The organism is Flavobacterium sp. (genome assembly GCF_044368625.1).
Classification (GTDB): Bacteria; Bacteroidota; Bacteroidia; order Flavobacteriales; family Flavobacteriaceae; genus Flavobacterium.
In genome coordinates this window covers 1-3,946 of sequence record NZ_JBIPPD010000258.1, presented here as the reverse complement: position 1 = coordinate 3,946, position 3,946 = coordinate 1, and the positions used below count along the sequence as shown (strand labels likewise).

Sequence of the window (3,946 nt, the reverse complement as noted above, 5' to 3'; positions counted from 1 at the left end):
TTTAGAAAATCCTAAAAGTATTATTGAAAATGAAGGAAATTTATTAAAGAAAATAATTTATAAAATTTGCAATTACACAGAAAACACACCTTTGAGTTTAAACATTGATTTTCTTAAAAAGAAACCCGAAAATGTAATCGAAAAACTAAATAAATTTATTACTTAAAAAAAACTGCAGACAAACACCGTTTGGCAAAAGCAAGGGTTCTTTATCCCGCAGCCAGTTCCTCATTAACCATACATTGGTACTATACCCTGAGCTGGCGCGAGCGCAATGTCATTAAGTTAAGCTTTATTTGTCATTCTGACGAAGGAAGAATCTCATGTTAGTTGCTCACGTTTGTTGAGATTCCTCCTTCGTCGGAATGACAAAACCGAGTGTATTTTTTTCTTAACTTAATGACATTGGGCGCGAGTGTCCCGCTCGTGAACACAATCAAAAGTAACTACATTCAAAATTAAAATTGGTACAAATAGAATTCTTGCGCTAGAAGAACTCTTTTATTTTGCTACTTGTTGATAATGACAGAAAATCCCTTGGATGTGTTGCATTCTTAAACACACAAAATATTTATTTTTCTTAAATCTATTTAAATATATTTGTTGGTAGGATTGTGTACGTTTTTTTCGCAGTCTGACTTTGCCAACAAGCATAATTAACCAACAATTAAAGCAAAAATAGAAATGGATATTACCATTCAAATGATATTAGAAAATGACAAAGTGATTCTTTATCCTTTGCTTGAACAGGATTTTGAGGACTTGTATGCCGTGTCGGCTGATCCAAAAATATGGGAACAACACCCCAATAAAGACCGTTGGAAAAAAGAAGTATTCAACACTTTTTTTGATGGGGCAATACAAAGCAAGGGTGCATTTAAAATTGTCGATAAATCCAGCAATAGTGCCATAGGAAGCACTCGCTTTTATGATTATAATCCAGAGGAAAAAAGCATATTTATCGGGTATACTTTTTATGCCACAAAATATTGGGGAACCGGAATAAACCTTTCCGTAAAGAAAGTAATGTTGGATTATATTTTTCAATTTGTATCTGTGGTTTATTTTCACATCGGTGCAGACAATATCCGTTCTCAAATAGCGATTAAAAGATTAGGAACTACTAAAATTGGAGAACAAGAAGTGGCTTATTTTGGTGAACCACCAAAAGTTAATTATGTTTATAGTTTGAAAAAAGAGGAATGGTTTTTAAAATAAGCCCGAACCTCAATTACTACAATAACCTTAACATTAATTAAAAAAAATGAAAAAACGTACGACTATAATTTTTATACTTTGCATCGCAATGGCATCATTTGGACAAAGCTCAATGGAAACAGACAAATCGCAGATAAAGGAATTAATTATGAAATCTTTTGACGAAATATGGTCTGAATTAAACGCTAAGAATATTGATAAATACTACACAAAGGATTTTTTGCTTTTGGAGCATGGAGAAGTTTGGAATAACGATACGATTGCCAATTATTTGGATAAGGCCAAACTCCGGAAACCGAATCCAAAACGAAAGAATACAATTGAAATTATTGAAATTAAAATCGCAAACGGAATGGCTTGGGTCGCGTACCACAATTATGCAACATTCTCAACAGATAACACAATCATTAGAAAGGCGCATTGGCTGGAAAGCGCAACGGCAATTTTAACAGAAAATGGATGGAAACTACAAATGCTACATTCCACTCGAATAAAAAATGACTGAAAACGTATTAATACAATCAACTTATCTTCGATTAGGTCACTAGAGAACGCGAAGCAGCAAAACGTTACATAAACCAAAAATCCCTTTTGAAATCGAATTTCAAAAGGGATTTTTTGTTAGAAAACACCACCGCTTTTTAGGTTATTTGTAAGAAAAAATTATTATATTTGAAGGAGTAATAAATCAAAGAAACTAGCGCCAATCGACCCGATTTTGGATGTATATACGCTAGTTTGTAGCGAGTATATACTAGTTGGCGGTAATTTTAAGAGAGAATGAAGAATTCAATAACATATAAATATAACAGAAATGGGAATTAAAATTGGCGATATAGACATTGCGAATCAAATTATTGATAATGATTTTAGAATTGGAGTACTAGAGAAAATTTTAGAGAAACTTTTAAATTCTAACAAAAATCTTGTTTTGCCTACTCAAATGGAAATCGAAGACTTTCGTGAAAAAACGGCTACAGAACTAAAAGCAAAATATCCTAACAGCGGAATTGAGTATACAAAAAAGAATTAAAAAATGGCAGATTTAACCATATCATCTTCAAATGGTCTTGTTCAGGCCACTGTTAGACAAAGACAGGAAACATATTATCTAGTAACAGAAGACCATTTAAGTTCTCTAAAAGGAAAATCAATTTTGGCAGACCTTTTTGTATTTATTTCTTCGTTAGCTTGGGGTGCATATTTTTCAATTATTACAACAATAAAGTCTATCCCGACACCAAAAGACACAAACGACCCAGTTAACAAAATTTTACTTCCATTGACAACAATAGAAAGTGTTTTCTTTTGGGGTGGCATAATTTTTTCTTTATTGACAGTTTGGATGTTTTATCAATCATATGACCAAATAAAAAAAATAAAATCCAGCGGACAAATTAATTTAGAAAATCAACCTCCGCAATAAAAACTACCGCCAACACACGCTACAACGGATTTGGGCAATTGGCTTAATGGAAAGTTGGTTTTGTATTTGGAAGATTTGGCAAATCCGAAAATAGGGCTTAATTTAGTCCCAAACCCGCTGTAGCGCGGGAACGTTATAGGCAAGCTCCAAAAAAATCCTAAATGAAGACACTTTTTTTATTATTGACATTTTTTCTTGTTTGTGAAAATTACGCTCAAACAGAAGTTGAAGCGGAAAAGAATTTTCAGAAAATAAAGAAAATAATATCATCAGAAAATGATTTTGGAAAATTAAAAAGTAAACTTGATTCAGTTAAGTTGACTTTTAAAGACCAAAAAAACAATTTTGTTGATTCTTATCTAAATCGGTCAATTGATTTTGGATTTAATCATAACAGAATAAGAGTTCAGTTTGATATGTGGCAATATCAAATTGACTTGATAACCAAAAATGAGTCAATTTATTTAAAATCCTTAAAAACAGAATATTTCAAAAAATATTCCTTTGAAAATTTAAACAAAAATGCTCTCAAAGATTAGATCGAAAAGCGAAACTTATTTTACAAATCAAATAAGACATACAAAGATTTATTAAAAGAAATTTCTTTACACGAAACCTTTGCAATGTATTGTGGTGATGGTTCACCATACACCAAAGAAGGGCTGCAAATTAAAAAACTTGTTGAAAATGGAAATGTTGAAAAGTTAAAAAAGATTCTCACAAGTTTTAATTGTGAAAGACAATCATTTGCAGTTTTAGGATTTAATTTACTAACCGAAAAAGAAATTGATTATCCAAAAGAATGCAAAAAACTAATTGAACATATAAAAGAGAGAAATTCCGAATTGCAAATCTGTTCTGGTTGTATTACTGGATTGATTGAAAAGGTTTATTAAAGAGCCAGCTATAACAGCCGTTTCTCGCAATTGCGAATTTTGTGGTAAGTTCACGTTTACGTTTCGCAAGAATTTTTATCTTTAACAGAAAATAATTCGTTCCGAACTTCGCAACTGACGAGAAGCGGCGGAACGTTACATAAACCAAAAATCCCTTTTGAAATCGCATTTCAAAAGGGATTTTTTTTGCAGTTAGCAGAAATTCAGAACAATTAAGTATCTTTAAAGTCATAATTAATGAATTTCAAATAATTAGTTTTGATTTTTCTGGCAGATTTTGCTGTGTTACGAGGATTTCGGACCAGAAAAACGGCACACTAATTCATAAATAGTCATTCCTTAAGAACCCACTTTTTGAGTTTTTAGATTTTTTACCAAAAATACATCTGCAAAAATAAGCAGTAAA

At 31.6% G+C, this 3,946-nt stretch carries 6 protein-coding genes; all 6 read left to right on the top strand.

Annotation, left to right across the window (positions count from 1 at the left end):
* Positions 1 to 684: 684 nt before the first annotated feature.
* The gene (locus ACIQ2X_RS14425) at positions 685 to 1,218 is read left to right on the top strand and encodes a GNAT family N-acetyltransferase (protein WP_396179649.1); all 534 of its coding nucleotides are present in this window, start codon (positions 685 to 687) and stop codon (positions 1,216 to 1,218) included.
* Between the two features lie 46 nt (positions 1,219 to 1,264).
* Positions 1,265 to 1,723 (top strand): DUF4440 domain-containing protein, encoded by a 459-nt coding sequence (locus tag ACIQ2X_RS14420; RefSeq protein ID WP_396179648.1) that lies wholly within the window; start codon positions 1,265 to 1,267, stop codon positions 1,721 to 1,723.
* 309 nt (positions 1,724 to 2,032) lie between these two features.
* Entirely contained in the window at positions 2,033 to 2,251 is a 219-nt protein-coding gene (locus ACIQ2X_RS14415; RefSeq protein ID WP_396179647.1) for a hypothetical protein, read from the top strand.
* 3 nt (positions 2,252 to 2,254) lie between these two features.
* The gene (locus ACIQ2X_RS14410) at positions 2,255 to 2,644 is read left to right on the top strand and encodes a hypothetical protein (protein WP_396179646.1); all 390 of its coding nucleotides are present in this window, start codon (positions 2,255 to 2,257) and stop codon (positions 2,642 to 2,644) included.
* 161 nt (positions 2,645 to 2,805) lie between these two features.
* On the top strand, positions 2,806 to 3,183 hold the full coding sequence (locus ACIQ2X_RS14405) for a hypothetical protein (protein ID WP_396179645.1): 378 nt from the start codon (positions 2,806 to 2,808) through the stop codon (positions 3,181 to 3,183).
* Positions 3,184 to 3,267: 84 nt separating this feature from the next.
* Positions 3,268 to 3,540: a hypothetical protein gene (locus ACIQ2X_RS14400; protein WP_396179643.1), complete on the top strand. Its 273-nt coding sequence runs from the start codon at positions 3,268 to 3,270 to the stop codon at positions 3,538 to 3,540.
* Positions 3,541 to 3,946: the final 406 nt, after the last annotated feature.

Coding starts and splice junctions, on each gene's coding strand:
- ACIQ2X_RS14425 (WP_396179649.1), top strand. CDS start 685: ATGGATATTACCATTCAAATGATATTAGAAAATGACAAAGTGATTCTT.
- ACIQ2X_RS14420 (WP_396179648.1), top strand. CDS start 1,265: ATGAAAAAACGTACGACTATAATTTTTATACTTTGCATCGCAATGGCA.
- ACIQ2X_RS14415 (WP_396179647.1), top strand. CDS start 2,033: ATGGGAATTAAAATTGGCGATATAGACATTGCGAATCAAATTATTGAT.
- ACIQ2X_RS14410 (WP_396179646.1), top strand. CDS start 2,255: ATGGCAGATTTAACCATATCATCTTCAAATGGTCTTGTTCAGGCCACT.
- ACIQ2X_RS14405 (WP_396179645.1), top strand. CDS start 2,806: ATGAAGACACTTTTTTTATTATTGACATTTTTTCTTGTTTGTGAAAAT.
- ACIQ2X_RS14400 (WP_396179643.1), top strand. CDS start 3,268: ATGTATTGTGGTGATGGTTCACCATACACCAAAGAAGGGCTGCAAATT.